This window comes from Epilithonimonas hungarica (genome assembly GCF_900102265.1).
Lineage (GTDB): Bacteria > Bacteroidota > Bacteroidia > Flavobacteriales > Weeksellaceae > Epilithonimonas > Epilithonimonas hungarica.
The window spans coordinates 1,047,574-1,071,489 of record NZ_FNBH01000001.1; the positions used below are offsets into that span (position 1 = coordinate 1,047,574).

22 protein-coding genes are annotated in these 23,916 nt (G+C 36.9%); 10 read left to right on the forward strand and 12 right to left on the reverse strand.

The genetic code is table 11. The features are described from left to right. Positions 1-27: 27 nt before the first annotated feature. Together BLT30_RS04820 and BLT30_RS04825 are read left to right on the forward strand one after the other, a co-directional pair. Entirely contained in the window at positions 28-1,158 is a 1,131-nt protein-coding gene (locus BLT30_RS04820) for an alpha/beta hydrolase-fold protein (protein ID WP_089871909.1), read from the forward strand. Positions 1,159-1,230: 72 nt separating this feature from the next. Next, a complete protein-coding gene (locus BLT30_RS04825) occupies positions 1,231-3,075 on the forward strand; it encodes a chloride channel protein (RefSeq protein ID WP_089871911.1) in 1,845 nt (614 codons plus the stop codon). 61 nt (positions 3,076-3,136) lie between these two features. On the opposite strand, the gene BLT30_RS04830 is transcribed toward BLT30_RS04825, so the two are convergent. Further along, positions 3,137-3,328 carry a hypothetical protein gene (locus tag BLT30_RS04830; RefSeq protein WP_089871913.1) on the reverse strand — a complete coding sequence of 64 codons (192 nt, stop codon included), beginning with the start codon at positions 3,326-3,328 and terminating at the stop codon, positions 3,137-3,139. Positions 3,329-3,849: 521 nt separating this feature from the next. Between BLT30_RS04830 and BLT30_RS04835 the strand changes: the two genes are divergently transcribed. Continuing rightward, positions 3,850-6,597: a fibronectin type III domain-containing protein gene (locus BLT30_RS04835; protein WP_089871916.1), complete on the forward strand. Its 2,748-nt coding sequence runs from the start codon at positions 3,850-3,852 to the stop codon at positions 6,595-6,597. Positions 6,598-6,689: 92 nt separating this feature from the next. Here BLT30_RS04835 and BLT30_RS04840 read toward each other — a convergent pair whose 3' ends face one another. Continuing rightward, positions 6,690-7,436 (reverse strand): SDR family oxidoreductase, encoded by a 747-nt coding sequence (locus BLT30_RS04840; protein ID WP_089871918.1) that lies wholly within the window; start codon positions 7,434-7,436, stop codon positions 6,690-6,692. A gap of 109 nt (positions 7,437-7,545) precedes the next feature. Here BLT30_RS04840 and BLT30_RS04845 point away from each other — a divergent pair, with 109 nt between their 5' ends. Beyond that, positions 7,546-7,902, forward strand: coding sequence for a winged helix-turn-helix transcriptional regulator (locus BLT30_RS04845; RefSeq protein ID WP_175487125.1), 357 nt, complete (start codon positions 7,546-7,548; stop codon positions 7,900-7,902). 484 nt (positions 7,903-8,386) lie between these two features. Further along, positions 8,387-9,253: a T9SS-dependent choice-of-anchor J family protein gene (locus BLT30_RS04850; protein WP_089871922.1), complete on the forward strand. Its 867-nt coding sequence runs from the start codon at positions 8,387-8,389 to the stop codon at positions 9,251-9,253. A 167-nt stretch (positions 9,254-9,420) separates the two neighbouring features. On the opposite strand, the gene BLT30_RS04855 is transcribed toward BLT30_RS04850, so the two are convergent. The 5 genes from BLT30_RS04855 to BLT30_RS04875 form a co-directional block, all read right to left on the reverse strand. Then, positions 9,421-9,813: a VOC family protein gene (locus BLT30_RS04855; protein ID WP_089872913.1), complete on the reverse strand. Its 393-nt coding sequence runs from the start codon at positions 9,811-9,813 to the stop codon at positions 9,421-9,423. Positions 9,814-10,179: 366 nt separating this feature from the next. Continuing rightward, positions 10,180-11,073 (reverse strand): hypothetical protein, encoded by an 894-nt coding sequence (locus BLT30_RS04860; protein WP_089871924.1) that lies wholly within the window; start codon positions 11,071-11,073, stop codon positions 10,180-10,182. Continuing rightward, positions 11,070-12,470, reverse strand: coding sequence for an AAA family ATPase (locus BLT30_RS04865; RefSeq protein WP_089871925.1), 1,401 nt, complete (start codon positions 12,468-12,470; stop codon positions 11,070-11,072). The genes BLT30_RS04860 and BLT30_RS04865 overlap by 4 nt, the downstream gene beginning before the upstream one ends. A 64-nt stretch (positions 12,471-12,534) precedes the next feature. Continuing rightward, positions 12,535-12,774, reverse strand: a complete 240-nt coding sequence (locus tag BLT30_RS04870; protein ID WP_089871927.1) for an HNH endonuclease — start codon at positions 12,772-12,774, stop codon at positions 12,535-12,537. A 438-nt stretch (positions 12,775-13,212) separates the two neighbouring features. Continuing rightward, positions 13,213-14,454: a tyrosine-type recombinase/integrase gene (locus BLT30_RS04875; RefSeq protein ID WP_089871929.1), complete on the reverse strand. Its 1,242-nt coding sequence runs from the start codon at positions 14,452-14,454 to the stop codon at positions 13,213-13,215. A 79-nt stretch (positions 14,455-14,533) separates the two neighbouring features. On the opposite strand from BLT30_RS04875, the gene BLT30_RS04880 reads away from it, so the two are divergent. The 5 genes from BLT30_RS04880 to BLT30_RS04900 all read left to right on the forward strand — a co-directional run bounded on the left by BLT30_RS04880 (position 14,534) and on the right by BLT30_RS04900 (position 18,458). Beyond that, positions 14,534-15,166, forward strand: coding sequence for a hypothetical protein (locus tag BLT30_RS04880; RefSeq protein ID WP_139166572.1), 633 nt, complete (start codon positions 14,534-14,536; stop codon positions 15,164-15,166). 125 nt (positions 15,167-15,291) lie between these two features. Beyond that, positions 15,292-16,719, forward strand: a complete 1,428-nt coding sequence (locus tag BLT30_RS04885) for a hypothetical protein (protein ID WP_089871934.1) — start codon at positions 15,292-15,294, stop codon at positions 16,717-16,719. Between the two features lie 179 nt (positions 16,720-16,898). Next, positions 16,899-17,195: a hypothetical protein gene (locus BLT30_RS04890; protein WP_089871936.1), complete on the forward strand. Its 297-nt coding sequence runs from the start codon at positions 16,899-16,901 to the stop codon at positions 17,193-17,195. Between the two features lie 132 nt (positions 17,196-17,327). Further along, the gene (locus BLT30_RS04895; protein ID WP_139166573.1) at positions 17,328-17,690 is read left to right on the forward strand and encodes a hypothetical protein; all 363 of its coding nucleotides are present in this window, start codon (positions 17,328-17,330) and stop codon (positions 17,688-17,690) included. A gap of 204 nt (positions 17,691-17,894) precedes the next feature. Further along, entirely contained in the window at positions 17,895-18,458 is a 564-nt protein-coding gene (locus BLT30_RS04900; RefSeq protein ID WP_089871940.1) for a hypothetical protein, read from the forward strand. Between the two features lie 200 nt (positions 18,459-18,658). Here the strand turns inward: BLT30_RS04900 and acs are convergent, their stop codons facing one another. From acs to BLT30_RS04920, 5 genes are read right to left on the reverse strand one after another with little or no spacing between them, the layout of a single operon-like run. Further along, positions 18,659-20,566: an acetate--CoA ligase gene (acs, locus tag BLT30_RS04905; RefSeq protein WP_089871943.1), complete on the reverse strand. Its 1,908-nt coding sequence runs from the start codon at positions 20,564-20,566 to the stop codon at positions 18,659-18,661. 55 nt (positions 20,567-20,621) lie between these two features. Further along, positions 20,622-20,984, reverse strand: a complete 363-nt coding sequence (locus BLT30_RS04910; protein WP_089871944.1) for a response regulator transcription factor — start codon at positions 20,982-20,984, stop codon at positions 20,622-20,624. A gap of 8 nt (positions 20,985-20,992) precedes the next feature. Continuing rightward, positions 20,993-23,239 carry an ATP-binding protein gene (locus BLT30_RS04915; protein ID WP_317040513.1) on the reverse strand — a complete coding sequence of 749 codons (2,247 nt, stop codon included), beginning with the start codon at positions 23,237-23,239 and terminating at the stop codon, positions 20,993-20,995. Further along, complete coding sequence (locus BLT30_RS18435; protein WP_317040514.1) at positions 23,179-23,661, reverse strand: hypothetical protein; 483 nt, start codon at positions 23,659-23,661, stop codon at positions 23,179-23,181. The genes BLT30_RS04915 and BLT30_RS18435 overlap by 61 nt, the downstream gene beginning before the upstream one ends. Then, entirely contained in the window at positions 23,654-23,848 is a 195-nt protein-coding gene (locus BLT30_RS04920; RefSeq protein ID WP_089871946.1) for a hypothetical protein, read from the reverse strand. The genes BLT30_RS18435 and BLT30_RS04920 overlap by 8 nt, the downstream gene beginning before the upstream one ends. Positions 23,849-23,916 lie beyond the last annotated feature (68 nt).

Sequence of the window (23,916 nt, forward strand, 5' to 3'; positions counted from 1 at the left end):
TAAATTGCATACTTTAAAACGGATTCAATGCAAAGCTTTAAAATAATATCTTCCATTCTTGTCCTAAGTTCATCCATATTATTTTCACAGAATTATAAAACCTCTTCAACAGCAAAAGCCGGGAAAGAGTTTCCAAAAATAGATAATGATAGAAAAGCGCAGTTCAGGGTCTATTTTCCCGTAGCAAACTCTGTGATTCTGGAAGGTGGAGATGGAATGCAAAATTTAAAAACAACCACGAACAAAGATAAAGATGGCTTTTGGAATGTTTCAACTTTACCTTTGGAAATTGGTTTTCATTACTATTGGTTCAACGTGGATGGCAAACGTACCAACGACCCGAGTACAAAACTTTATTTCGGTTATGGACAGCCTACAAGCGGAATCGAAGTGCCTTCTGGGGAAGATTTTTTCTTTGAAAAGAATGTAAAACACGGAAAAATTGTTGATGATAGTCTAAACTCAGAAATAACTAAAGGAAAACGGAATTTCAAAGTTTATCTGCCTCCAGGCTATGGACTCAAGAAATTTCCTGTACTCTATCTCTATCACGGGACTGGCGAAGATATTACCGGCTGGGAAAAACAAGGCTATATCAGAAATATCCTTGACAATCTTTTTGCGGAAAAAAAAGCAGAAGAGATGATTGTTGTGCTGGATTATGGTGTTGCTTTAGATCCCGAACAAGAGAAATTAGCTGATGATCATCCCAGAACGGTCCTTTCTACAAAAAATTTAGATAGAATTGTGATCCAGGAACTGATTCCTTACATCGATAAAAAATATAAAACAGACAATAGAAAAGCCATTGCAGGACTTTCCCGAGGAAGTTACCAGGCGATGTTCATTGGAGCGGACCATCCGGAACTATTTTCAGCAATTGGTTCTTTCAGTCCGGTAATTTATGAAGGAACAGAAAGTCAGCCTTTCAAAGAATTACCAATTGATAAATTATTCAAATCAAAACAAAAACCATTTTTCTTTATGGGAATTGGTGAAAAGGAAGATCAACGTTTCTTTGAGTACAATAATATATTGGGCAATTCTTTGAACCAAAACAAATATACATTTATACAATACAGATCCTCAGGAACATACCACGAATGGCTGACCTGGAGACGTTGTCTTTATGAGTTTACACAGAAGATCTTCAAATAAGAGATCTAAGATACTGGGAGAGATTCGTCATTCTCTTTTTCATTTGGTATATTTGTATTCAAACTCACGCTCGTGAAGATCCATAACAGAAAAAAATATCTCAGCTTTTTAAAATTCAAAAGAGATTTTCAGCAGTTCGGACTGGAGAAGGTACGGAGCTATGAACTTATTCTTCATTGGTTGAATAGCCGATTGAGCAGAAATCAATTTCTTCTTCTGTCGGGTATTTTGGTAGGTCTTACAGCGGGAATGGCAGGTGTGATCTTAAAGACTTTGGTGCATAATATCCATTATTTCATCACACATAAAGTTCATTTTGAATATCAGATTTTATTCTATATCGTATTTCCCTTTTTAGGAATTGTTTTGACGACCATTACTGTCCAAACTTTATTCAAAGGCCAGGATAGAAAAGGAATTGGCGCTATTTTATACGAGATTGCACAGAACTCGAGTATCGTTTCTTCCGTCAAGATGTATTCTCAGATTGTCCAGAGTGCCATTACAGTTGGACTAGGAGGTTCAGCTGGTTTGGAAAGTCCTATTGCAGTGACAGGAGCTGCAATTGGTTCCAATTATGCACAGACTTACAGGCTGAGTTATAAAGAACGTACTTTGTTGTTAGCTGCCGGAGCCAGTGCGGGGATTGCGTCGGCGTTCAATGCACCGATTGCCGGGATAATGTTTGCCTTTGAGATCCTTCTGACAGGCGTTGTTTTTACAGATTTTATTCCTCTGGTTGTAGCTGCGGTTTGTGGTAGTTTATTGTCAAGGATATTATTGCAGGAAGATGTATTATTTAGGTTTTATACAAGAGAAGCTTTTAACTATAAAAATGTTCCTTACTATCTGATTCTGGGAATTGTAACCGGTCTATACGCACGTTATTTCGTGATCATTTCTCAGAAGGTAGAACACTTTATCCAGAAACTCAAGATGTCACCATTGCGAAGAGCAATGTTTGGCGGAGCGGTTTTGTCATTGCTTTGTGTGTTGTTTCCTCCATTGTTTGGGGAGGGTTATGATACGATCAAAGCGTTTACAAATGGCGATACACTTTTAATCATTGAAAACAGCTTGTTCAGATATTTTGAGTTCAAGAATTTCACGATTATTATATTTCTGATTTTTGTGCTTGTTCTTAAAGCTTTCGCTACACCCTTTACGATTTTCAGTGGAGGAAACGGGGGGAATTTTGCGCCATCTTTATTTGCAGGAGGAACTGCCGGTTTTCTATTTGCAGTGGTTTGCCAGCAGATAGGTTTCAAAGAAGTTCCTATGACAAATCTTGTTTTAGTGGGAATGGCTGGTGCAATGAGCGGGATTCTCTATGCGCCGCTTACAGCGATATTCCTGATTGCCGAATCTAGTTTTGGATATGACCTGTTTATCCCGTTGATGATCGTGTCGGTAATTTCTTATCTAATGGCAAAACGATTTTCTCCGATTTCTCCGGAACTGAAATCTCTTGCAGACCAGGGAAAGATCTTCACCAACAAACACGATAAAAATCTTTTATTTTCTTTAAATACTAAGGATTATATCGATTTCCAATCCCAGACAATTAATGTAAATGCATCTGTCACAGAGTTGTTCGAGATGATAAAAAACGGAAACAAAAATACATTCGCTGTTGTTGATGATATCGGCAAGCTCAAAGGTATTCTTAGCCTCGATGATATTCGGCCTTATCTTTTTTCCAAGGAGACCGATTCCCTATCGATCCTTAAAATCATGAAAGCACCACCAGCAGTAATATATCCGGACAAAAAGGCCTTGGAAATACTTCAGGTCTTTGATGATACGGGATATTGGAATCTGCCGGTTGTAGATGAGAATAACAGATTCATTGGTTTTATATCAAAATCTGCAATACTCATCGGCTACAGACAATTACTGAAATTATATTCCGAATAGATTAATTAAGACAAGAAAAGGCTCTGAGTTAGAGCCTTTTTTATTATTTGAATAGTTATAATTATTTTCCGGGCTTTCTGATGTAATGTCTTATAAGTACGCCTACAGCAAATATAAACGTTACAGCATAGAGCGCAGATAGTGCTTGTTTCTCAACAGTCATAGTTTTAAGATCGATTTGCTTGTATAATGCCGCTCCTACAATGATGGCAACGATCCACATCGTAAATATGGGTGCTTTTCCTTTTTCCATAGAATTTAGTTTTTTATTAGTTGATATGGCTAAAATAAGGATTTGTTTGTCAAATTACCAATGGAATGATGTGTTTATCTAATGATTATTGTGATCTATTTTTTTATAATAATAGGAAATTGTCCTTTATCAGGGCTTTTGGAGAATATTGAACTGAATACCACGAACGTCCAACGCCGTGATGACATTACAAAACTTTCAGCTGTCTCGTTTTTGAAATTCGTTGAGAATCAAATTTTATTCTTGTGAAACAACGATTTTTTTCAATAAAAGGAATTTTTAAAATTTGCATCATCCGATAAGGGATTTTTACTACTAAATTGATAATTGTTTGATAATGATAATGTTCTGCTGTAATGATTTTTATTTTTAATATAGAGGTAATAATTGGTCTTTATAAATTTAAGATTGAGATGTTATTTTCTGAGTTTTGGATCATTTATTTAAAACTAAATTAAAGATTGCTTTTTCATAGATTCATATGGCAAGATTACTTTGGAAACTTAAAAAAGTAATCTAAAATGAAAAAAACGTTTATCTTCTTGATCTTATTGTTTTATAAGGTCATCTTTGCGCAGGAATTGTTTCCCTATCTCCAAGCGCCTTCACAAACCTCTATGACGGTCAGTTGGAAAACTGAAAGCAACAACGAATCTATTGTTGAGTACGGCAGCTCTGAAACGCAGCTTGACAAAACTTCAAGTGCTACTGCCAAAGTTTTCTCGGACACGGGTTATAATGCCAACTATTACTACCATACTGTCAAAGTCGATGGTCTGGCGGCTAACACCAAGTATTATTACAGAGTGAAAACAGGAAGCAGGATTTCCCAGGTCTATTCTTTCAAGACATTACCAATTCCGGGTCAGGCTGCAACTGCAGATGGACATTTGAGGTTTTTGGTTTTGGGAGACAACCAGATGCGTGATGTTCCCAGATTTGACTCGTTGGTTTCAGCTGCCAAGAGAAAGATCGCTAAACTATGGGGATATGACAAAGATCCTTCCGATAACATTGCAATGACAGTGATGATGGGGGATCAGGTAGATGTGGGTACGCTGGACCATTATGAGAATGTACATTTCAAAAAGAACAGAAAACTCTCTGGGTTATTACCGACACAAACTTTGGTAGGGAATCACGAAACCTACGGAACGCTTGGTATGCAGGCTTATTATGATCATTTTGTTTTGGATGATGTTTCTTACAAAGGTGTTTCTTCTGGTTCAGAGGCTTATTATGCTAGACAGGTTGGGAATGTCCTATTTATTTGCTTTGATACGGAGCACCCAAGCACAGCACAGGTAAATTGGCTGAATCAGATCTTGCCATTAGCAAATCAGGATGCTACAGTGGATTGGATCGTCTCTCAAGGACACAGGCCGTATCAGGCAGAGCAATATGTCGGCGATATTTCTACCTGGATCCGTAATACGGTAATGCCTGTTTTGAACACATCTAATAAACATGTATTACATATCGGCGCGCATCACCATTTGTATCACAGAGGACAGCTTAAAAATTTTCCAACCTATCAGATCATCTCCGGCGGTGTAGCTTGGGACCAGTATTGGGGTATGGCTACGGAGCAGGATTTTGATGATGTTCAGAAAACGATATCCAACTGGATGTATCAGATCATAGATGTGGATATTAATAAGGGAACATTCAATGTAGAATCTTACTCTATAGGCAGTATCTACGAGTGGAAGGATAATGTTTTGATGGATTCTTTCCATTCTGCAAAGAACAAAACCAAGCCTGATACACCATCGATCCTTAACAATTTTACAGGTCAGGGTCTGGAATTACCTTTAACAGTAGAAAGTAGCACTTACAGTACAACCTCGGATGAACTGATAAACTCTACAGAGTTTGTATTTTCGAAAACGCCGGATTTTAGTATTCTGGAAAAAGACATCTACAGGGATTATGAAAATCTCTACGGAAAAAAAGGAAACCGTGTAGACGAATCCAAAGATCTGAATGAAGGTATGGATATTACAAAAGCCACCTTGGAAGCAGGGGCTCTCACTAATGGAACTTATTACGCAAAAGTAAGACATAGGGACAGGAATTTGAGATGGTCGGACTGGAGCGCTGTAAAATCTTTTAATATCATCAACAGTACCGCGGTCAATACCAAAATTGAAACCGATACAATAGCATATAAGCCCAATACACCAATAAAAGTGATCTATACAGATACGCCGGGCAAAGCGAAAGACTGGATCGGGCTTTATAAAAAATCACAGACGCCTTCTGGTTCTTCACCTGCTCAAAAATGGAATTATACCAATGGACAAGTGAGTGGTACAATGACTTTCGGTACAGGACTTACAACACCGGGAATGTACTATGCCGCTATTTTCAGTAATGATTCTTATACCGAACTTGCAGCTAGAAAACATTTCTACGTCGGTCCGTTTGTAGAGTTGTCATCGGATAAGAATGTTTATGAAGTTGGAAATGCTGTTACGGTAAGTTTTGCAAATGCACCCGCCTTGGCCAAAGACTGGGTCGGGATTTACAAAGTAGGACAAACGCCGGGAGAAGTTAACTCTACACAATGGAAATATATTAATGGACAAACCAATGGGGCATTCACTTTCAATGGATTGGCTAAAGGCTATTATTATGTCCAATATATGTTAGAGGATGGTTATCAGGCTGTGGGCAATAAGTTGTTCTTCCAGGTGGGAGATGATATCACGCAGCTGATGATAAACAAAACGATGTTCAACCTGAACGAGAATATCATTGCAACCTGGACAGATGCACCGGGAATCGTGAAAGACTGGATCGGGATCTACCATAAGAACGATGATCCCAATATCGACCCTCTTGTAAGTTATACTTATTTCGATGGTAAACCGGGGGGGAGTATCCAGATTCCTAACGAGAATATGCCAAAAGAAGTGGGAGAATATTTTATCGTGATCTTTACCAATGATTCTTATAACGAGGTGTCCAACCGTGTCCAGTTCCAGATGATGGATGGTACACTGGGAACGGCAGCTCCTGATGCTCATAACAACGAATTGCAAGTATATCCTAATCCTGTGAACAAGGGCGATAAAACCTTCCTGAAATCTAAATATCCGATCGATCAGATCGATATCTATGATATGACGGGAAGTTTGTTCTATACCTCCAAAAACATCAACAGTATGAATTATTCTATCATAAATCAAAGTCTCCCAACCGGAACTTACATTATGAAAGTACATTCAAACAAATTATACACAGTGAAGATGATCGTGAAGTAAACCGCTCTATATTTTGAAAAATTAGACAAATAAAAACCGCTCTGTTAGGGCGGTTTTGTTGTGTTTAGGATAGGGAATGTTGCGAAAAGATACTATTTCAACAAATATCCGATCGCTCCGCCATCAACCAGCAATTGAGTTCCCGTAATGAAACTTGCCTGATCAGAAGCTAAGAAAAGAACCGCTTTTGCAATCTCCGAAGGATCGCCCATTCTTCCCAGTGCGACAGATTTGGCAAACTCGTCCTGCATTTCAAGACTTGGGACCGCCTTGTCAAAACCTTCCGTTTTTGTAGGTCCCGGACTTACGATATTCACTCTGATCTTCCTTTCTGCAAGTTCATTGGCCGCGATTTGAGCAATTTTATTGACGGCTCCTTTCGTTGCAGAATAAACACTTCCGTACATCTGTGCAGTTGTAGCGACAGTTGAAGAATTGAATACCACAGAAGAACCTTCCGTAAAATAAGGGATCATTTTTTGTAAAGTGAAGTAATAACCTTTAACATTGGTATTGAATTGATGATCGAAATCTTCTTCTGTAGTCTGCTCGATAGGCGTGAACACTGCTGTTCCGGCATTAAGGAACAGAACATCTACTTTATTTCCGCTTTCGGCAACGTGTTTTTCCAACACTGCAATTCCCGATAAATTTGAAGTGTCTGAAACCAAAGTTTTCAGTTTTGGATTGTTGATTCTTTCTTCCGCACTTTTAAGGTTATCGGCATTTCTGCCAGTGATCAGAACGTTGGCTCCGGCTTCTATAAAAGCTTTGGCTGTTGCAAATCCTATTCCTGTACTTCCACCTGTGATCACTACATTTTTGTCTGTAAAATTCATTGTATAATTATTTTTTATTGTTTTTCAGGACAAATGTATGATTGTTTGGTTACTTTTAGTAACTTTGTACCGAAAAATAACAGTAACAACGGTGTAACAAAGTAACAATATGGAGTGCCAGACAAAAGATTTTCAACAGCAATATAAAAAAGAAATGCGTGCAGTACAGGATTCTATGGATGTTCTCCACGGCAAGTGGAAAATAGCGGTTTTATCCTCGATCTGCTATTATAACAAACGTAGATTTTCAGATATCCTGAATGACATCGATGGGATTTCCAACCGCATGCTAAGCAAAGAACTGAAAGAACTGGAATTTAACAAACTTATCCACAGAAATGTACTGAACACACAACCGGTAAGCATAGAATATACGCTTACCGATCACGGGAATACCTTGAAAACCATCATCAATAACCTTCATGAATGGGGAGTTGAACACAGAAAGAAAATTGTGGAAGGATAACTTGCCGCTTGTTAAGTTCCCGAATTGTAAAAGATAATTAATAAGTTCTTTTTTTTCTTTCAAATCAAAGAAGTTGATTGAAGAATGATTTACCAATTGGTAAAAATAGTAGAAGACTGGTCTCAGTTTTTTTTATGATGTTTTTTTATACTTTTATATAGAAGAGATAGCGTGGTTTAGAAAACTTTGGCTTTACTTAAAAAATCACACTTCCTTTTTGTGGGCATGGATTGCAAATCTGCGCTATATGCATCACAATTAATTTCAAAGATCTTTTAAGTTATTTCTTAACGTCAGACTTTTCTACGAAATCCTTGATTTAATTAGCTCTTTAGTTGTGATGTCTTTATTTTATAATTTGTTAATTAAAGTTAAAATTTAAAATAAAATTTAAATAATTGAATTATTTTATAATAATAATTTGATTATAAATGTTTCTATTTAAAAATAATGTAAATTTGATATCAATAAAAAATTATATATTATGAAAAAAATTTACTTAACAGTTCTCTTGACGTTAATCGCTAATTTGTTTTCTTCACAAATTATTTTTCAAGAAGATTTTGATGGTATTGCCGGTCCCACAGCCGGAGGGGCGGGGACATATACTTTTCCTTCCGGCTGGTTACTTAGAAATGTAGATAATAGAACACCGGCTTCGGCAGTAGCATATGTCAATGATGCTTGGGAAAGGAGGGAGGATTTTTCCAACAACGTATTAGATTCGGTAGCAATAAGTACCTCTTGGTATAATCCTTTTGGCGCAGCTAATGACTGGATGTGGACGCCGGAAGTTACCTTGCCATCAACCGGAAACTTTAAAATGAAATGGAATGCCATCGCCTATGATCCAGAATATAGGGATGGGTATGAAGTAAGAATCATGCTAAGCCCTAATGTTCCCACGGGAGGTTCAGGAACTATAGGTAACCAGATTACAAATTCTACGGTTTTGACCAGTGTTGCGGCAGAAAACTCTACCTGGACAGCGCGCGAGATCGATCTTACAAGCTATCTGGGAAGTACCTTTAGAATCGCTTTTAGGAATAATTCCAATGACAAATTCCTGTTATTGATCGATGATGTGGTCATTGGTGAAAATGCAACGTTGGATAATATGGAAGTGCCACGAAAGAATAATTTCTTTATATCACAAAATCCTGTAAAAAATAAGACTCTGATGGTTCATAGCTTAGAAGCTACCAGTGCAACCTTATACGATGCAACAGGTAAAAAAGTAACCTCTTTTGATTTGATAAAAGGAAGCAATAGTATTAGCCTAAAAATACCCAAAGGCAATTATATCCTAAAAACTAATGGCGGATTCTCGTCCAAGCTCATTGTGGAATAATTCTTTGACTATCAACGTAAACGAAACCGCTCTAGCAGAGCGGTTTTATTAATTTAAAAAGATAATATTTATCTGATCTTTTATTCTGTCAAATCAAAGAAGTTAATTGAAGAATGATTTACCAATTGGTAAAAAAACTAGGACTTTCTTATCTAAAAAGGTTGAATTTATCCCATTGGCGTGCAGACCTCGATCAGGAAACCATCAGGGTCTCTCAGGTAAGCTACCGTTTGTCCCCACGGTTTAATCTTTGGTTGTTCTGTAAGCTTTGCGCCGGCTGCTATTGCTTTTTCAACAGTGGCTTCTACATGATCTGTTGTGAAACCGATCTCGATCCCGAATGCTTTATTGCTTAATTTACTTTCCGTAAAACCTTCGGACAGGTTAGATTGTGCTAATATTACCGATGCAAAAGCAAGGGTCGTTTCGCCCACCAGAAGTTCACCGTAATCCTGGTCGGGTGTCACAAATTTTCTCGTGAATCCAAAGCCGTTCTCATAAAATGAAACGGTTTTCTCCACATCCTGAACGTAAAGAATGGTGTAAGCAAATTTTATCATGGTCTTGATCATTTAATTTCCCCCCAAAGGTAACTCTCATATTCTCTAACTCAAAATCTTCACCGTCAGTTCGAGCGATGTTTTGCAGCACAGCGGAGAAAGATCGTATCGAGAACTGATTATTAATTTCCGATGTCACGGATTTGTAATTCCTATTGCTGGTGCGAGGCTTTGGCTTGTATCCTGTTATTTTTAAAGCGGTGCTCGAGCGTGACGCTCGCGACAGCGGGGAATCTAAGCCGTTATTTCCGGTGCATATCAAACAACAAAAAAGTAACAAAATAAAAACTGCTTTGATAGAAATGGTTTAGTAAATATTGATAGTGAGCACGGATTGTAAATCCGCACTATCGGGTTATAGATAATTCAATTTTTTAAAAATGCAACACCATATTTAAGTTCAGTATCTCTAATTGATAAATATAAATTTGTTTTTTTAAACTCACTATATTCATAATTTAAAATGCAATCTCTTAGGATGTTATCTGCTTTTATATGTTGATTTGAACCTAGGCATTTTTTTAATCCTAGAGTAATGATTTCACCAAAATCATGACCGTTTGTAATTTTAGTTACCTCATATTTGTTCCTTTCATTTTCAAGCAAATCAGCTAATTCTTTTAGTAAAATTTCATTTTGTGGTAAAGCATTTTTAGTTTTGGATCTGGAGAAATTAATAACCGTTTCAACTAAATTTTTGAGCGAGGTAAACTCGAATTTTTCCTTATTTATAAATTTAGAATAGTCAATATTATTTGATGTTTCATCTTTAGATTTAAAGGATAAATGGTAATTCTTTCTTTTACTTAATATTCTAAGAAATGATAATGGTTTAGAAAGTTCATATATATAATTTTTAAGATCAGTAATTTTCTTATAAGATGTAAATACATCATTCTTGTCTTCAGAACAATGCGATTTATAGATTACATTGAATGAATGTTCAATAGTTTCAATATTTATGTCATGAAGATCTGTCATAAATATATTGTCTGGCATTTCAAATTCTTCAGGTATAACTTTTTTTAAATCAGCATCAATCACACCGATGCAATTCTCGAAATGCTTTGCCTTTAGGTCATCTAAAACTTGTATTACATTTTTCCATCCATATGCTAATTCTACACTGCAGTTTTCATCTTTAAATTTTAAGAAAAAAAGTTTATCATGACTTCCTTCTACTAAGATAAGCTTCTTGATTTTCTTTTTTTTTATTAGAATTGCATTGGATATTCTATTGGAAGTTATTGCTTTTATCATCCTAATTGAATAGTTAAATCCCAATTGTCATTAATTATGTCAGGTGAATGTGTTGCGATTAATGCCGTAACATCATTTATGTTGATGATTTCTTTTACATCGTTGATAAATTCATTTTGCCAAGATATGTGTAAAGAAATTTCTGGCTCATCAATTAGTATAATTGAATTTGATGGAGTATTAAATAACAATTCATAAAATAAAACTAATTCGTGCTGCTCCCCAGAAGATAGATTGCTTAAAGGAATGATTTTTTTTGTGATTGTTGAATTAAAGATAAAGCCTTCATGTTTATTAATTGATAATGTTTTGTAGTTAAATCGTTTATTGATTATTTCAATCAATGTATTGAGCTTTTCACTTAATTCGTCATAAATTTTAAGTTTATCATTACTATCATCGATGTAAATTTCTAAAACATCTTTTAATATTTCAATTTCATCTTTATTTTGATTAATGTTAGAGATTGAATTGATTGCTTCTTCGTCCATTTCCAGTAATCCTACTTTTATTAGAAAATTTCTCTTTTCTTCAAGATTTCCCAAAGATTCCTCAATTTTCGAAATTGTAGTATTGTTTTTTGAGGTTACTTTCTGTACTAAACGATTTGTATAAGTTCTATCCAGTTTTGATGAAAAATTTGTTGCCTCTAAAGTCTTGGTTCGAATAATCCCCTTCAACTCATCAGAGCACTGTATAACAGCATTTTTATATTCTGAATCGTCTGATTTTTGTTTTGTTAATAATCTTTGTGTTTCTATTAATTTTACCTTAATGTTTTTTGTGATAGAGGTAAACCATTCTGGGATTGATTCATTAGAAATTAAGTCAATTATGTCACTTGGTAGTGCATAAGAATATTTTTCAATCATTTCATAAAAGTTATAAACCTTGCCATTTGACAAATCAATAACTCTATCAGGACCGACTCTATCAATAGGAATAGGTAAGTAACTTTTAAGTAAATGATACAGATCTGATCTAAGATATCTTCTATTGCGAGGTTCTCTACCATATCTGAAATTTTCTTGAATTGTTTCTGATTTTAAATTGAATGTGTTTTTATTAGTTTTCTTTATTTTGGAAACTCTATCTCTTTTAAAATGAATTTCAAAAACATAATTAGTTATCGTGCGATATCTTGTTGATGATTCTGGTGTTGTGTTTTTTTTGCTTATTTCAATTATAGAATTATCATCTAATAGAATAGATAAAAAAGTAAAATCGTGTTTACCTAATTCATAAAAATTGTTGTCAAATATTGACTTAATCATTTTTAAAATAATGGTCTTTCCTAATCCATTTTCCCCAATAATTAATGTTATATTATTATCTTTAAGTTTAATATGATGATCAAAAACACCATATAATTTGTTCACTGTGATTTCTGTTATCATGTAGTGTGGTTTCTAAGTTTATAATTTTAGGTTAAAATTAATTTATTTAGTTAATATAAATAATCTAATAATGCAATTCTTCATGGCAAGAATAACAAACAGATACTAACCAATCTATAGGCTCTTTCCCAATATTGTATTTTGCGTATCTGGTATGATGAACTTGTGTAGCTTTAGCACCGCAATATACACAACGCCAATTGTCTCTTTTGAGAACAACATAACGTTTGCGTTGCCAAGCTTCAGATTTCAGATAAACATTTCGGTAATAATCCCTGCGATTTTTGCGCTGCGTTTCGAACATCCATTGTTTAAACAACCAAGAAGCTAATGCTACAAATAGTATAAATACAATGGCCATGGAGTTAGATTAATTTGATTTAAATAGTTGTTAGTTAAAACCAAAAATACAAAATATCCTCATACTCAGTAAATTAATTTTTTAATTTAACATAATATTCATTAATTAATAAAAAATAAAAAATATTAAACTTAACATAATAAATTAATCTGTAAAAAAAAATATAAAAATTAATTTTGTGTTAAAAAAATACATAATTTAGGGTTTCAAATAATTTATTAATCCTTTAAAATCACAAACGATGGCAGAAAGTAAAAACAACATCATCACACACGGTCTTAGTGGCAAAGTAGGCGACCTGATCGTCTTCAGACAAAGAAGTGGCGATACCATTGTATCTTGAGTGATAGAAATGAAGCCAATAAATCTCAATTTATCCTTTTAGCATGTTCTGAGCCTTTCCTCATACATTCTCTCAAAATAATTACCTAAAGACAAGACCCGCTCATCGTTTACGGGATTGATGTATTTTAGGAACATCTGTTCGGTACTATGTCCGGTGGCTTCCATTAATAGTGGTGTTGGTATCTTACCGTAGAAGTTGGTGGCAAAGCTACGTCTGCCGATGTGACTGCTTATGAGCTTCCATTTTTCTGTTTGGATATCTTTTGCTCTGTGACCGATTCTTTTTCGGGCTTTGACAGGTTCGTTGAGATAGGCAAGTCTTGCTATTTTCTTTATCCCATCATTATAATGATGGATGTCCATGGCTTTTGGGAAGGCGTCTCCGTTTCTATGAAAAGTATTGATAACAGTAGGATGCAGAGGCAGGAGAATATCTTTCTGTGTTTTTTTCTGGGTAAAGGCAATGCAGGTTTTTCCGTTCACCTGTTTCAGTTGGTTGGTTTTAAAATGTATAAAGTCTGAGAAACGTTGTCCTGTATAACAGCTTATCAACAACCAGTCTTTAGCGGCCTGCAATTCTTTCGGTACATCAGTTGATTTTATTCGTGTGATATCTTTTTCAGTAAGCGTTACAATTTCTTTTTGCTGCTTTTCCCTGCGTATCTCAAGTTCTCTCACGGCAGTTCGTACTCCTTTGCGTTCAACAAAGTTTAGGATGGTCTTTACAAAATGGATAGTACGGTAGATGGTATTCTCGCTGTATTCTTCTTCTCTCCCGAAAACCATGAAATCCTTAATGAAATCCGAATTAATGTCCTCAATATAGAGCCTTTTGCAAATAAATCCCTCAAAACGTTCCAGCAGATGAAAAAATACTTTATAACGTTTGTAGGTAGAGTGGCAGATGAGCTCCTTGCGGGAATCGATATACCAGTTCATAAAATAAAGAAGAGAATTTTCCGCAGGTCTATTGTTTTTTTCGGAGCATATTTTTTTTATTTCCTTGGCTAATGCTCTTTGTAAAAGCAGTTTTTTGCAGCCTCTTTTTTCTTTTATGCTTTCCGTAAGTCCGAGTTTTACCTTGTTAAGTTTGTTATTGAGCTTTTTATACTTCTTAAGGTAGATATTAGTTGGTCTTTGCTTTTCCTTGTCCCAGTCTTCTTCACAGATTCTAAGAGGTGTTCTGAATATATGTGTTTTTTTCTGTTGTTTATCAGTCAGGCTAAGATGGATGTTTTTAAGAGTTCCGTTTTGAGGCAGAAAAAAATCAAATGTCATTTTCAAGAGTTTAAAGTGTTAATTCTCAACTAATTTAAAACAAAAAAAGTAGTCCTGCTTAGACTACTATTCAACAAGAATGATGAGAACAGATATACAGGCATTTTTTAAGAAAGATATAACAACCCTGTCCTTGTACAGGATTACGTTACTTTCTTTTTTATTTGTGATAGGCTGTCTCCCCGTTTCGTCTCAGGTATATGTCTCATCAGGTACAAGGCTTTTTATAGAGAACGGAGCTACTATTTTTCCGGCCGTAAAAGATACCTTATTATATTTTTCCGATTCCCAGGCGAAGATTTACATCACAAATGGCACTATTGTCAAAAATCTTACAAAACAGACCGATTTTAAGAATATCATTTATCCTGAAGCCCAGACACAAAGAGTAAAGAATAAGAACCCACATCATCGGTTCCAACCGAAATTGGTGTTCAAAGAAAAAAAAGCTAAAACCAAAAGAATTGAAAAATCTGTTCGGTTAGTTATCAAAACCTTGCCTTTAAAAGAGTCTTTAACCTCAATTCAAGATAGGACGCTTGTAGCAAATGATTCTCAGCAGACACTTCTCAAAGTCATTGTTGCAGAAGCACAACCACAGAAGGTTATTTCTTATTATTATAGAAGAAAACAAATTTATTTATACAGGGGTTATTCTTCCAATAGCCAGGATACTGCATTTCTAGTGAGGCCACCACCATTCTGTGTTTGAAGGCTTAACAATTTCACGATTCAACAAATCGACTAACCCAAAACCATCTCCGACATGAGAAATACATTTTTCTCTCTGCCGGTGATTTATAGATCAGAGATTTAACAATTTAAAAAACAAAGCAAATGAAAAAACATATTACACTTTTAAGCGCAGTACTAATAAGTGCCACAGCATACAGCCAGGTCGGAATCAATACCGAAACGCCTAAAGCAACATTAGACATAGCAATCAATACCACAACTACAACTCCGCTTCCCGAGGGCATCATAGCTCCCAGAATGAGCGGGGACGATATCCAGGGCAAAGATGCACTCTATGATACAGACCAGAAAGGCGCCATCGTTTACTCTACATCTGCTGTAACCACAAGTACTACCAAGACCGCCAACATCACAGCAGAAGGCTACTATTATTTTGATGGAAACATCTGGCAAGCTCTCAGGGGGGCAGAACCTTGGAAGGTATCGGGAAGTACGACTGATGCTACATCTAATACTCAAAGCATCTACCAGATGGGGAAAGTATCTATCGGTCAAAATCCGGGGTCGGTTCCTACTGCCAATCTTCAGGTCTTTGAAAATAATTCTTCCGGAGATCCGGGCATATCTTATGGGATAAACAGTACAATGTACACTAATAAGCAAGGTGTCAAATATGGTATCAATAATTTTGTTTATGATACATCCACGGCAGGCTCGGGAAGCTTGACGGGATTGTACTCTGCAGTTCAAGATGCCTCTACAGTATCCAGAGCTGGACATGGTGGTTTGTTTAATTATAACCTGGCAGGTGCTAAGAACAATGGAGCATCCACACACGTGCATGGCTTGAGTAACAATATCACATTGCAGGCTGTTGGAGGGGATTTAACAACGGGATATTCTTACGCAAATATGGCTACTGCCTATGGCTATGCTACAAGCGGTAACTTAACTGTTGGCGGAGCTCTTCGCGCCTATAGTGGTTATGCAATTCCAAGTGCAGCAGCTGGTTACACTTTTACAGCAAATGGGGATGATGTGATGGGAGGACATTTCACATCACGCCCAACGCCATCAGGTGGGGTGGTAAATATTGCCAGAACTGTAGGAGTCAGTTCTCAATTTGAGCCGAGAGGGACAGGTACTATTAATATTACAGGTTATGCCGCTGCTTTACGCTCGCTTACCAGTTTTTCAGACACGAGCACAAAGTCTGTCAATCGATTGTATGGCCTACTTGTCGAAAAAACTGAAAGCGGGGGAACAAGAGCGATATCTGCCTCATATGGTATTTACATACAACCGTACCGTTTCACAGGCGATACAGCCACGAATGCGTATAACCTTTATTCCGAGGGAACGAATACCAAAAACTATTTCCAGGGAAAAGTGGGAATAGGAAGCACAACACCGTCAGCTCAATTGCATGTCGTAAAACAATCCTCAGACCTTACGCCAGCTATTATCGTTGGTTGTGACGAGTATGCCGACAATATAGCTGCAGTAGCTGCAGGATTGCCTACAGGGGCGTTGTACCGTACAGGCGATATATTGAAGGTGGTGCATTAAAGCAAAAATTAATGAATTTCAGAAATATTCGGATAGGAAATTTAATTAGTTACGGAAAGCGGGATGGAAATGTCCCGCATCTGTAATTTTATAAAACATCTCAAGAAAATGCAAGTAGATATTGACCTAGTGCCTTTAATATCATAGAAATGACAAAAGTCTAACACAATACTTTGTAAATGAACAAAAAAATAAAAAAACTCAAAAAACTGGTGGACAAAAATCTACGTAGAAAAAAACAAGAGATTTTCCAGCTCTTTGGTACTCCATCCAAAAGATCGGACGATTACATTTTATTTTATGAACGATATACTTATCTGGGATTTATAAGGGATGTGACATCTTTCATCCTGGAAGAAAACACAGTGGTAGATATCTACATCTCACGGTATTTTCTTGGTAAGGAAATATGGGATGTATTTTATTACGAAGAACAGGAACCCGAGTACAAACTGATTTGGTCGTTTAAATATTAATGTCCACAAACAATAAAAAACACTATGAAAGTTGACAACCGAAGAAGCGTACAGATAAAGGCGTATATACTTTCCTTTATCCTGCTTTTGGAAATCTTACTTGTAATATCCTCGCAAATTGTACATAAACGCATGGACGAACTGATAGTGGGTGCAGGTATCCTATTTTCCTTAGTGATAATATGGAAATTAATAAGGTTTAAAATCGTGATATTGGATATCTCTGAACATATTGTTTCAATAAAGACCAGACATCCGTTTTCCAGAAGTATTAACTTTCCACAAATGGAAGTACCATTACACAAAATATTTTCCTGTCATTTGAAAGACGAACTGCTGACCACTTTCTTGATAGTCAATATCCATACAAAGAATAATGTACGGAGCTTCTATTACAAACTTGGGATTTTGTCCGGAAAGTCCGCCAATGATTTCAAAAAAGTATTGGAAATACTAAAGACCTATAAGAAGGAACAGATGGGTAGTGAAGGATGATGGGTTTGCAATACAAGAAAGTACTTTGTTTGTCATTCAAAGCAGAACGTGGATTTGTGCTTATTGATGCTATTCATTGTAAACAAACAATTAAAAAATATCCGATTTCATAAAACGCATTGATCAAAAGAAACTCAAAAAATTCAATCATATATTTGGATATATGATTTCAAATAATTTATTAATCTTTAAAAAATATAAACGATGGCAGAAAGTAAAAACAACATCATCACACACGGGCTTAGTGGCAAAGTAGGCGACCTGATCGTCTTCAGCCAGAGAAACGGCAAAACCATTGTTTCCAGGGCACCAAAAGAAAGAGTCGGAGATTATACAGAGAATCAGAAAGAGCATCAGCGCAAATTCCAAAAAGCGACCCTCTACGCCAAATCGGTTATGAAAGATCCGAATCAAAACCAAATGTACTCTGCCGCAGCAGACGCATCCAAAGGCATCAGTACATATAATGTAGCGGTTGCCGATCTCCTGAAGGCACCGGACATAGAAAGCATAGACCTGTCTGGTTATACAGGTGAAAAAGGAGATGTCATTAGAATAAAGGTACTGGATGATTTTGCAGTAAAAGCGGTAACTGTAACAATAGAAAATGAAGATGGTAGTCTGGTAGAAGAGGGTTCGGCGGTAGATTCGGGCTTCGAGTGGATCTATACAGCAACAGAAGGTAACAAAGATCTTGCAGGGGATAAGATCACAATTAAGGCAACCGACAACCCTGACAATGTGACAGAAATGACCCAAACACTTTAAAAACGAAAACAAGCTTAGCGTATAGAATGCGTATACCGGCCCTATACCGATAGCCACCCAAAATCAACTGACAAAATGACAAAAGCCACCCGACCTTGGGTGGCTTTTGCTTTATGATGTAAGGTCTAAAGGCTTGATCTTTTTATAAAGGCTTTGAGGGCCTCAGCCTGACGCTCCTCAACTAATCATTCATAATTAACCTAAACTCTCTCATTCTTGATCTCATCCACGATCTCTGGATTCAGTAGAGTAGAAGTATCTCCAAAGTTAGAGAAATCGCCTTCTGCGATCTTTCTCAAGATTCGGCGCATGATTTTTCCGGATCTCGTCTTCGGCAATCCGGATACAAACTGGATCTTATCAAGCTTTGCAATTGGTCCGATCTGCTCAGATATCAATTGGTTGATCTCTTTGGCCAGATTATCTTTTTGTCTGCTTTCACCAGATTCTTTCAGTATTACAAAGCCATAGAGGGCATTACCCTTGATATCGTGCGGATAGCCCACGATTGCAGATTCGGCCACTGCAGGATGCTCATTGATGCTATCCTCAATTGGTGCTGTTCCAAGGTTGTGCCCGGAAACAATAATAACATCATCTACACGGCCCGTGATCCTGTAATAACCTACCTCGTCTCTCAAAGCTCCGTCACCAGTGAAATATTTTCCGGGGAAAGCCGAGAAGTAGGTTTCCTTGTATCGCTGATGGTCTCCCCAAATAGTTCTGGCGATGCCTGGCCAAGGAAAACGGATGCAGAGATTTCCATCTACTTGATTTCCGGTGATCTCATTTCGTTTCTCGTCCATCAGAACAGGCTGTATTCCGGGTAAAGGAAGTGTTGCGTATGTTGGTTTGGTAGGAGTGACAAATGGGATTGGAGAGATCAGGATTCCACCTGTTTCTGTTTGCCACCAGGTATCTACAATTGGGCATTTCTTCTTTCCAACGTGGTCGTTGTACCAATGCCAAGCTTCGTCATTGATAGGCTCTCCAACGGAACCGATCACTTTCAACGAGCTGAGGTCGTGCTTCTCAACCCATTCTACGCTTTCCTTGGCCAAAGAACGGATGGCGGTCGGCGCAGTATAGAACTGGGTTACCTTATGTTTCTCAATCACCTCCCAGAATCTTCCTGCATCAGGATACGTTGGTATCCCTTCAAAGATAACGGTTGTTGCGCCATTCAATAGCGGACCGTAAAGAATATACGAGTGTCCTGTGATCCAACCGATATCCGCCGTACACCAATAGATATCATTTTCTTTATAATTAAACACATTCTTGAAAGTGTAAGCGGTATAGACCATATAACCTGCACAAGTATGAAGCATTCCTTTCGGTTTTCCTGTAGAACCGGAAGTATAAAGAATAAACAATGGATCTTCTGCATCCATGATCACCGTCACGAAATCTGCTGAAGCCTTATCGTAATACTCGGACATCCAGTGGTCTCTGCCTTCTTTCATCTTCACATCGTTGTGCGTTCTTTTAACAACCAAAACACTTTCCACGGTTGGTGTTTTTTCCAAAGCTTCATCCACGATGCTTTTCAGGTCAAGAACCTTATTTCCTCTATAGCTTCCGTCTGAAGTGATGACCATTTTCGCCCCACAGTCATTCACTCTGGATGCTACAGCAGATGCAGAGAATCCTGCAAATACCACGGAGTGAACCGCACCCAATTTAGCACAGGCCAACATTGTAACAGCCAGTTCTGGAATCATAGGAAGGTAGATGCAAACTCTGTCGCCTTTCTCGATGCCCATTTCTCTCAGAACATTCGCTGTTTTATTAACTCTTTCGTAGAGTTCGTTGAAGCTGATGTGTTGTGCTTCTTCTTTCGGGTCGTTTGGTTCCCAGATAATGGCGGTTTTGTCGCCTCTTACGGAAAGATGTCTGTCCAGACAGTTTTTGGTGATGTTAAGTTTGGCATTCTTGAACCATTTGATGTTGGCTTCCTCCATATTGTAATCCACAACCTTGGACCAACGCTGATACCACACAAAATTCTCATCCGCAATTTTATCCCAAAACTTCTTAGGATTCTTGATTGATTTTTTGTACTCCTTGAAATAATCCTGTAAATTCTGAATGTGATAATTTCTCATATTATTAATATTTTAATTCTTATAAATCTTGTTTCTTTACTCTTTTCTCTTCGTTCTACTCAAGCATTTCCTCAATTTGCTGAATCAATTTCTTGATAGAGTAAGGTTTTGTCACATAAGCGTCTGCACCTGATTCCAATCCTTTTTCGATGTCTTTCGGGTTGGTTTTTGCACTCAGGAAGATCACTTTGGTGTGGTTGAGGCTTTCCATTGTTTTGATTTCATTAAGAGTGCTGTAACCGTCAAGATTGGGCATCATAATATCGAGTAAAATGATATCTGGGGTAATGGTTTTCAATAATTCCAGAACCTCGGTTCCGTCTCGTGCAATGAAAACTTCGTAACCTTGCTTCCTGAAGCTGTATTCCAATGACATCAGGATTTTGTGTTCGTCGTCTGCTATTAATATTTTTTTCATTTTGTTTCTTAATTATTTGATGGAAGCCTCAATACAAAGCTCACTCCTAAACCGTTGTTTTCGGCGGAAATATTGCCTTTATGAGCTTCCATTATTTTTCTGCAAATTGCTAACCCGAGACCGCTTCCCAAAGGTTTTCTGATGTTCTGATTTCTGGATTGGTAAAATTTATCGAATATCAGATTGAGGTCATCTTCCGGAATTTGTTTGCCAGTATTGAAAATTCTAATCACCAATTGATTATCTTTTTCCTGAAACTTCGCCTGGATCGTGCCTTGCACATCCGTGAATTTCAAAGCATTGCCTAAAATATTCTGGAAAACCTGAATCAGCCTTGCTTCATCATATTCAAATTTGGTTTCTGTTAAAAGATTGACCTCACTGAGATGAATATTCTTTTGATGTAAAAGATGACTGATTGGATTCAGTGCTTTTTGATAAGTTTCAATGATGTCATTGGTTTCAATATTCAAAGCGATTTCGCCGTGTTCAAGCTTGTCGAGGTAAAGGATATCATTGATAATTTCATTCAGTCGGTCAGATTCTGTGATGATATTATTGAGGAATTCTTTCTTGATGTCTAACGTGATATCATCATCGTCAGCTAAAATCTCACCAGCAGAACGAATCGCAGTAATCGGAGTTCTGAGTTCATGAGCTACGGAATCCAAGAAATCGTCTTTTTGCTTGTCTTTGAATATGAGGTTTTCGTTGGCTGAACTTAATTCATCAGACAATTGTCTCAATTCTCGGCTTTGTTCCGTCAGTTTTTTATTAAGGCTGATATTTTCTTTGGATTCTTCGAGAATTTCTAAAACTTCTTTCAAGGAAATCTTATCTTCATAAGTCACACCTTCGATCAGGATTTTTGCAGAAGCGGTTCCGATTCTTCCGGATAGAAGATTCTCTGAGAATTTAATAAATCTCGCGTCAGCAGTTTCAGTTCTTGTGTCAATATTATATTTGAGATTGAAAATCCGCATTGCCTGTTCGGTTTTCTTTTCGCCAAGGAATTTCACCAGGATATTTCGGATGTCGGAAACGTAAGCTTTCCCTCGCCAGATAAAAGCATTTTCGTGATTCTGAATGTATCTGTCAACATCAACATAGATCTCGGCAAAGTTTCTTTCTCGATAATCTCCTTTTTGACTTACAGAAATTACGGTAAACAAGGTCATATTGACCAAAATTGACCAAAAGAAAACTTGCGAAATGCTATCCAGATAAGTAATATTGAAAAAGCTGAACCAATTGTACATTTCCCTCAAAAATCCTTTGAATTCCTGATTGTATGAAAAATAGTACTGTGGAATGATCAATCCGAAATAACAGATGATCAAACCTCCGATCAATCCGAAAACTGCACCTTTGTAACTTCCTCGTCTCCAAAAGATCGCTCCAAAAAATGAAGGGCCAAGCTGGGAAATTACGACAAAAGAAATCAGTCCGACAGAATATAAACTGTTCTGTAAAATGAAGAATTTATAAAAAATAAAAGCGGTTACAATCAGAATGAAAATGCTGATTTTTCTAATGTTAGTAATATTTCTGGTGTTTTTTACATCGTTGTCAGATTTCAATTTATCCAGCCAACTATAAGGAATAATAAGGTTGTTGGACAACATAATTGACAAAGTAATACTCGAAATAATTACCATCGAAATTGATGAACTCAATCCGCCAAGAAAAACCAAAACCGTGATAATTTGATTACCGAAATGCTGTGGAATCAGGATAGAATAAAACTCGGGATTCACAGATTGTCCATCAAAAATAATCCGTCCGCCCCAAGCAATTGGAAATACAAAAACATTGAAGATCAAAAGATAAAGCGGGAAAAACCAAATCGCAGTTTTCAAGTGCTTTTCCTGTCTGTTTTCAACAATAGTTGTATGAAATTGTCTAGGTAAAAGGAAGATGGCAGAAGCGGAAATTAGACTTAAGATGATCCAGTTGATGCTTCCTTCCAGTCCCGAAAATGTATTCTTAGTTTTGAAGTCTTGAAATTGACTTGCTTTTTCATAGATATCGGAAAATCCGTCAAAAACGAAAAATGTGACGAAAATTCCGAGAACAATTAAGAAAATCAATTTCAAAAAACTTTCCAGTGCAACGGCGGAAATGATTCCCAATCTCTTTTCTGATGCATCAACATAACGTGTCCCGTAATATGACGAAAAAAGAGCCAATAGAATCACGACGTAAGTCGCGTTATCTGTAAACAGATCTTTCGAAATTGGCGTTTGTGTAACCAAATGAAAAGTCTCGGAAATAGCTTTGATTTGAAGTCCGATGTAAGGAATGATCCGAAAATGCAGACCAAAGTGATAATCGCTCCAAACGAACGACTGTTCCCGTAACGTAGGGAAATAAAATCCGCAATACTGCTGACTTTGTTGATTCTGGCGATTCGGATGATTTTTCGATTGATATAGATCCAGGCAGGAATAATGATAATCGGGCCAACATAGATCGGAAGATAATCCAGCCCGTCGTTCACGGCAACACCGATGCTTCCGTAATACGTCCACGCCGTACAATAAACAGCCAACGACAATGCGTAGATGTAAGGATTGTTCACCCAGATCTTGCTCTTCTTTTTCTCTGCGCGATGGGCAACCAGGAAAAGAAGGGCGAGATAGAGGATTACAACTGCAAATAATGCGTAACTATTCATCGTATTTTTTGAAAATGACAAACGAAATGATAATGGAGAAAAACCACACACCGAAGATGTAGGCATAGATCATCGGAAATCCGAACAACTCTTTCTCACTATTGAACAAAAGGATCATCGGAGCGCTGAATAAGATGAATAATCCAAAGCTCAGAATGATCAGTTTTTGTTCGTGTCGTTTCTTCATAAATGATTATTGATAAAAGATAATTGATGAACGAGTATCATTCATCAATTATCAAATATGAATTATAA

Coding starts and splice junctions, on each gene's coding strand:
- BLT30_RS04820 (WP_089871909.1), top strand. CDS start 28: ATGCAAAGCTTTAAAATAATATCTTCCATTCTTGTCCTAAGTTCATCC.
- BLT30_RS04830 (WP_089871913.1), bottom strand. CDS start 3,328: ATGGAAAAAGGAAAAGCACCCATATTTACGATGTGGATCGTTGCCATC.
- BLT30_RS04835 (WP_089871916.1), top strand. CDS start 3,850: ATGAAAAAAACGTTTATCTTCTTGATCTTATTGTTTTATAAGGTCATC.
- BLT30_RS04840 (WP_089871918.1), bottom strand. CDS start 7,436: ATGAATTTTACAGACAAAAATGTAGTGATCACAGGTGGAAGTACAGGA.
- BLT30_RS04845 (WP_175487125.1), top strand. CDS start 7,546: ATGGAGTGCCAGACAAAAGATTTTCAACAGCAATATAAAAAAGAAATG.
- BLT30_RS04850 (WP_089871922.1), top strand. CDS start 8,387: ATGAAAAAAATTTACTTAACAGTTCTCTTGACGTTAATCGCTAATTTG.
- BLT30_RS04855 (WP_089872913.1), bottom strand. CDS start 9,813: ATGATAAAATTTGCTTACACCATTCTTTACGTTCAGGATGTGGAGAAA.
- BLT30_RS04860 (WP_089871924.1), bottom strand. CDS start 11,073: ATGATAAAAGCAATAACTTCCAATAGAATATCCAATGCAATTCTAATA.
- BLT30_RS04865 (WP_089871925.1), bottom strand. CDS start 12,470: ATGATAACAGAAATCACAGTGAACAAATTATATGGTGTTTTTGATCAT.
- BLT30_RS04870 (WP_089871927.1), bottom strand. CDS start 12,774: ATGTTCGAAACGCAGCGCAAAAATCGCAGGGATTATTACCGAAATGTT.
- BLT30_RS04875 (WP_089871929.1), bottom strand. CDS start 14,454: ATGACATTTGATTTTTTTCTGCCTCAAAACGGAACTCTTAAAAACATC.
- BLT30_RS04880 (WP_139166572.1), top strand. CDS start 14,534: ATGATGAGAACAGATATACAGGCATTTTTTAAGAAAGATATAACAACC.
- BLT30_RS04885 (WP_089871934.1), top strand. CDS start 15,292: ATGAAAAAACATATTACACTTTTAAGCGCAGTACTAATAAGTGCCACA.
- BLT30_RS04890 (WP_089871936.1), top strand. CDS start 16,899: ATGAACAAAAAAATAAAAAAACTCAAAAAACTGGTGGACAAAAATCTA.
- BLT30_RS04895 (WP_139166573.1), top strand. CDS start 17,328: ATGGACGAACTGATAGTGGGTGCAGGTATCCTATTTTCCTTAGTGATA.
- BLT30_RS04900 (WP_089871940.1), top strand. CDS start 17,895: ATGGCAGAAAGTAAAAACAACATCATCACACACGGGCTTAGTGGCAAA.
- acs (WP_089871943.1), bottom strand. CDS start 20,566: ATGAGAAATTATCACATTCAGAATTTACAGGATTATTTCAAGGAGTAC.
- BLT30_RS04910 (WP_089871944.1), bottom strand. CDS start 20,984: ATGAAAAAAATATTAATAGCAGACGACGAACACAAAATCCTGATGTCA.
- BLT30_RS18435 (WP_317040514.1), bottom strand. CDS start 23,661: ATGAATAGTTACGCATTATTTGCAGTTGTAATCCTCTATCTCGCCCTT.
- BLT30_RS04920 (WP_089871946.1), bottom strand. CDS start 23,848: ATGAAGAAACGACACGAACAAAAACTGATCATTCTGAGCTTTGGATTA.